Annotated in this window: 5 protein-coding genes and 1 pseudogene; 5 read left to right on the top strand and 1 reads right to left on the bottom strand. The window is 66.4% G+C overall.

Features of this window, described 5'->3' with window-relative positions; all coding sequences use genetic code 11:
* Positions 1-96, top strand: a pseudogene (locus GA0115259_RS42260) (tRNA (adenine-N1)-methyltransferase); the annotation flags it as partial.
* Between the two features lie 177 nt (positions 97-273).
* Positions 274-858, top strand: coding sequence for a hypothetical protein (locus tag GA0115259_RS29060; RefSeq protein ID WP_093602527.1), 585 nt, complete (start codon positions 274-276; stop codon positions 856-858).
* Between the two features lie 42 nt (positions 859-900).
* Here GA0115259_RS29060 and GA0115259_RS29055 read toward each other — a convergent pair whose 3' ends face one another.
* The gene (locus GA0115259_RS29055; protein ID WP_093602525.1) at positions 901-1,215 is read right to left on the bottom strand and encodes a ferredoxin; all 315 of its coding nucleotides are present in this window, start codon (positions 1,213-1,215) and stop codon (positions 901-903) included.
* A 259-nt stretch (positions 1,216-1,474) separates the two neighbouring features.
* On the opposite strand from GA0115259_RS29055, the gene arc reads away from it, so the two are divergent.
* From arc to GA0115259_RS29035, 3 genes are all read left to right on the top strand, one after another.
* Positions 1,475-3,241 (top strand): proteasome ATPase, encoded by a 1,767-nt coding sequence (gene arc / locus GA0115259_RS29045; protein ID WP_093602523.1) that lies wholly within the window; start codon positions 1,475-1,477, stop codon positions 3,239-3,241.
* Positions 3,242-3,483: 242 nt separating this feature from the next.
* Entirely contained in the window at positions 3,484-4,995 is a 1,512-nt protein-coding gene (gene dop, locus GA0115259_RS29040; RefSeq protein ID WP_345941042.1) for a depupylase/deamidase Dop, read from the top strand.
* Between the two features lie 135 nt (positions 4,996-5,130).
* The gene (locus tag GA0115259_RS29035) at positions 5,131-5,349 is read left to right on the top strand and encodes a ubiquitin-like protein Pup (protein ID WP_030754525.1); all 219 of its coding nucleotides are present in this window, start codon (positions 5,131-5,133) and stop codon (positions 5,347-5,349) included.
* Positions 5,350-5,469: the final 120 nt, after the last annotated feature.

Here is a 5,469-nt window from a genome sequence, read left to right as displayed (position 1 = left end):
GGTGCCGACCCGCCGCTGCGCCGTCGCAGGCCCGCCAAGGGCGCGTACGGCGACGACTACGACGGCCCGGGAAGCACCAGCGGCTCACGCGGCTGATCCAACACGACCGTGACGCCGCCGAGTTCCCCTGTCGGAGAGGGGAAGTCGGCGGCTCCGTCTTTACGTTGGTCTTACGGACCCCGCTGTTCCGCCTCTCTGTGACGTGTGGCACGATGCTGTCTTCCTCCCACCGTTGGTTACTCGCCGGCACCCCCCTCACAGGAGACACTCCGCGTGCAGATCTCCGACGTACCGGACCTCGCGCACACCCGGCCCCACCCGGTGCACTGGCTCGCGACGGCCACCGCGATGGCCGGTGTGGTGGCTCTGGCGGGTCTGTTGCAGCCCGGCGCCGCCACCGCGTCCCAGACGGGTGCCAAGCCCGCGAGGACGGCGCCCGGCGAGGCGCCGCTGCCCGCACCGGATCCGGCCGCGGTGGACTACCCGCTGGAGTGCGGCGGAGCGGGCACGGTGGTCGTATGGCAGGCTTCCGGCGATCTCGACGGCGACCGGAATCCCGAGACCGTGGCCGCGGTGCGCTGCGAGGCGGGCTCGGGCACTCCGCCTCAGGGCGTTTATGTGCTGACCAGAGCCGCGGAGGCCGAGCCGAGGATCGTGGCGACACTGGTCGACCCGAAGGACAAGCGGAGCGTCGGACCGGACTTCGAGATCCGGGACGGAGTGATTCTCGCCACTCTGCTCGGCTACTCCGGGCCCGAGGTGCCGAGCTGCTGTCCCGACGAGGAGGAGCGGATCTCCTGGCAGTGGGAGAACGGCGCGTTCGTACGCGCGGAGAGGCCCGAAGCGCCGAGTGCGTGACCGCTCACGCCCAGTGGCTCCGGGCTCCTGGTGACACTCGCCTCATTCCGCGTTCGGCCCGTAAACCTCTACCCTGTCCGAAACGCGACGTACATGAATACAGTCGCCCGGACACTCCTTGGCCGAATCGACTACATCACGCAGCAGTGGCAGTGGTACCCGTGTTGTGGCGCCCGGGCTCTGGAGCAGTTCGTCCTCGGGGCTCTTCACATACGCGAGCCCGTCGATGTCCAGCTCGAAGACCTCAGGAGCATACTGGGCACAGATCCCGTCCCCGGTGCAGAGGTCCTGGTCGATCCAGACCTCGAGCGGCTCACCGGTCTCGGTGATGCCTTCGGTGGGAGCCTGCTGCTGCACGGTGTTCTCTCCTGCCGTTTGCCCCGCCGGACGGTGCGCTGTTAAGTAAGTCGCGCAAGCCCTGACGGGTGTTGAACACTTCGACGATACAACCGACAGCTTTCCGATGTTCCTGGGTGGGTATTCCCCTGGCGGGAGGGAAGAGCGCAAGGGTGAAGATCGGACACACCCCACAGTCTTTGTGATCTAGGGGTTTCAATCATCACCCACCCAGGTAGGGTCAGGAAGCGTCCAGCTCCCCTTGGAGGAGGTGAGGACCGTGGCAGCCCACGACGACGACATCAACCGCGGCATCCGGCCGGGGCGGGGGTCTGAAGACCCAGCCGGCCAGGTTGCCTATCTCGAGCAGGAAATCGCCGTCCTGCGACGAAAGCTCGCCGACTCTCCGCGTCACACGAGGATTCTCGAAGAGCGGATCGTCGAGTTGCAGACGAACCTGGCTGGTGTGTCCGCACAGAATGAGCGGCTCGCCAATACGCTCCGTGAGGCCCGCGACCAGATCGTGGCCCTCAAGGAGGAGGTCGACCGGCTCGCACAGCCGCCGGCCGGCTTCGGTGTGTTTCTGCAGGCGAATGAGGACGGCACGGCCGATATTTTCACCGGGGGCCGCAAGCTCCGGGTGAATGTGAGCCCCAGCGTCGAACTCGACGAGCTCAGGCGCGGCCAGGAAGTCATGCTCAACGAGGCGCTCAACGTGGTCGAGGCCATGGCGTACGAGCGTGCCGGGGACATCGTCACCCTCAAGGAGATCCTTGAGGACGGCGAGCGTGCCCTGGTGATCGGGCACACCGACGAGGAGCGGGTGGTGCGGCTCGCGGAGCCGCTGCTGGACATCACCATCCGTCCCGGCGACGCCCTGCTGCTCGAACCCCGCTCGGGCTATGTCTACGAAGTGGTCCCCAAGAGCGAGGTCGAGGAACTGGTCCTCGAAGAGGTCCCGGACGTCGACTACGACAAGATCGGCGGCCTCGGCGGCCAGATCGAGATGATCCGCGACGCGGTGGAGCTTCCGTATCTCCACCCGGATCTCTTCAAGGAGCACGAACTGCGCCCGCCGAAGGGCATCCTGCTCTACGGCCCGCCCGGCTGCGGCAAGACACTGATCGCCAAGGCCGTGGCCAACTCCCTTGCCAAGAAGGTCGCGGAAGTGACCGGCAGGCCCGCGGGGAAGAGCTACTTCCTCAACATCAAGGGTCCCGAGCTGCTGAACAAGTACGTCGGTGAGACCGAGCGCCATATCCGCCTGGTCTTCCAGCGTGCCCGGGAGAAGGCGAGCGAGGGCACTCCCGTCATCGTCTTCTTCGACGAGATGGAATCCCTCTTCCGCACCCGCGGATCCGGTGTGAGCTCGGACGTGGAGAACACCATCGTCCCGCAGCTCCTCGCCGAGATCGACGGTGTGGAGGGCCTGGAGAACGTCATCGTCATCGGCGCCTCCAACCGCGAGGACATGATCGACCCCGCGATCCTGCGGCCCGGCCGGCTCGATGTGAAGATCAAGATCGAGCGTCCGGACGCGGAGGCCGCGAAGGACATCTTCGCGAAGTATCTGACGGCCTCGCTGCCGCTGCACGTGGACGACGTCTCGGAGCACAACGGCTCCAAGGAGGCCGCGGCCCACGGAATGATCCAGTCCGTGGTCGAGCAGATGTACGCGGAGTCCGAGGAGAACCGCTTCCTTGAGGTGACCTACGCCAACGGCGACAAGGAAGTCCTCTATTTCAAGGACTTCAACTCCGGCGCGATGATCCAGAACATTGTCGACCGGGCCAAGAAGATGGCCATCAAGGCCTTCCTCGACCACAACCAGAAGGGCCTCCGGGTCTCCCATCTCCTCCAGGCTTGCGTGGATGAGTTCAAGGAGAACGAGGACCTGCCGAACACCACCAACCCGGACGACTGGGCCCGTATCTCCGGCAAGAAGGGCGAGCGGATCGTGTTCATCCGTACGCTGGTCACCGGAAAGCAGGGCGCGGACACCGGACGCTCCATCGACACGGTGGCCAACACCGGTCAGTACCTGTAAAGCGCAGACGCAGACCGGCTGCGGATGTCCGGAAGGGCATCCGCAGCCGGTTGCTTTCCACGCTCCTTCCACCACACCAGGCCAATGACGGAAATGATCTCCCCACCGGCGCGGAGGCGTTCTAGGCTCTTTCGTACCGCCACGTGGCGGCGCCCGGAGCCGGGCACCGCACACGCAGCGGAGGACGAGCGGTACTTGAGCGTCGCTTCCGGAGGGGAGCGCCGCCGGGCAAGGAGGGCCGCATGACCGTACGGCGAGTAATGGGCATCGAGACGGAGTACGGGATCTCCGTCCCGGGGCACCCGAACGCCAATGCCATGCTCACCTCGTCCCAGATCGTGAACGCCTACGCGGCGGCGATGCACCGCGCGCGGCGGGCCCGCTGGGACTTCGAGGAGGAGAATCCGCTGCGGGACGCCCGCGGCTTCGACCTCGCCCGCGAGACGGCCGATTCCAGCCAGCTCACCGACGAGGACATCGGGCTGGCCAATGTGATCCTCACGAACGGCGCGCGGCTCTATGTCGACCACGCCCACCCGGAGTACAGCTCTCCCGAGATCACCAATCCGCGGGACGCCGTCCTGTGGGACAAGGCCGGCGAGCGGATCATGGCGGAGGCCGCCGAGCGCGCGGCCCAGCTTCCCGGCGCCCAGCCGATCCATCTGTACAAGAACAACACCGACAACAAGGGCGCGTCCTACGGCACGCACGAGAACTACCTGATGAAGCGGGAGACTCCGTTCTCGGACATCGTGCGCCATCTCACGCCGTTCTTCGTCTCACGGCAGGTCGTCACCGGCGCGGGCCGCGTCGGTATCGGCCAGGACGGCCATGAGCACGGCTTCCAGATCAGCCAGCGGGCGGACTACTTCGAGGTCGAGGTCGGGCTGGAGACGACTCTCAAGCGCCCGATCATCAACACCCGTGACGAGCCGCACTCGGACGCGGAGAAGTACCGCAGGCTCCATGTGATCATCGGCGACGCGAATCTGTCGGAGATCTCCACCTATCTCAAGCTCGGCACCACCGCGCTCGTCCTGTCCATGATCGAGGACGGCTTCATCAACGTCGATCTCGCCGTCGACCAGCCGGTCCGTACGCTGCACCAGGTCTCGCACGATCCGACGCTCGGCCGGCTGGTCACGCTGCGCAGCGGCCGGACACTCACCGCCGTCCAGCTCCAGATGGAGTACTACGAGCTGGCCAGGAAGTATGTCGAGGAGCGCTACGGCTCCGACGCGGACGAGCAGACCAGGGATGTGCTCGGGCGCTGGGAGGACACGCTCAACCGGCTGGAGAACGATCCGATGAGCCTGTCCGGCGAGCTGGACTGGATCACCAAGCGGGAAATCCTGGAGGGCTACCGCAGGCGGGACAGCCTGGACTGGGACGCGGCCCGGCTGCATCTCGTGGACCTCCAGTACGCCGACGTACGTCCCGAGAAGGGCCTGTACAACCGTCTGGCGGCCCGTGGCCGGATCAGCCGCCTGTTGGACGAGCAGGACATCGAACGGGCCAGGACGAAGCCTCCTGAGGACACCAGGGCGTACTTCCGCGGGCGCTGTCTGGAGCAGTACGCGGACGATGTCGCGGCGGCCTCCTGGGACTCGGTCATCTTCGACCTGCCCGGCCGTGACTCGCTGCAACGGGTGCCCACCCTGGAGCCGCTGCGCGGTACACGCAACCACGTCAAGGAGCTGCTCGACCGGTGCCGCACGGCCGAGGAGCTGGTCCGGGTGCTGTCCGGCGGCTGAAACAGCGGCGGTCCGGGAATGATCGGGGTGGTACCCGGACGTTGTAGCAACTGCGGGGCCGATGTCGGACCCTCCTTGTAGGGTCTGATCTTGAAGGTCACATCGAGCGGGGCGAAACCGAGCGGGGTGAGGGATATGGCGACCAAGGACACCGGCGGCGGCCAGCAGAAGGCGACGCGTTCCACGGAGGAGACCGAGGAGCAGGCCCAGGAGGCACAGGCCTCCGAGGACCTCAAGGAGCGCCAGGAGAAGCTGTCCGACGATGTGGACTCCGTCCTGGACGAGATCGACGACGTGCTCGAGGAGAACGCCGAGGACTTCGTGCGGTCCTTCGTGCAAAAGGGCGGCCAGTAAAGGCCGTTGTCCGTCCCGGGCCGTCGGCGAAAGCCGGTAGCACCGGGACGGATGACCGGCGACGGCGCGGGTAAGGTCCGTGCACAGATTCAAAGATCGGCCCGGCCCGAGCGGCGGGGG

The organism is Streptomyces sp. MnatMP-M17, from assembly GCF_900091995.1.
GTDB lineage: Bacteria > Actinomycetota > Actinomycetes > Streptomycetales > Streptomycetaceae > Streptomyces.
Note: the sequence above shows the minus strand (reverse complement) of the source record. Positions and strands in the feature narration are given on the sequence as shown.

Excerpts from the sequence above, each read along its gene's own strand:
- dop (WP_345941042.1), top strand. The coding sequence starts at position 3,484 with ATGACCGTACGGCGAGTAATGGGCATCGAGACGGAGTACGGGATCTCC.
- GA0115259_RS29035 (WP_030754525.1), top strand. The coding sequence starts at position 5,131 with ATGGCGACCAAGGACACCGGCGGCGGCCAGCAGAAGGCGACGCGTTCC.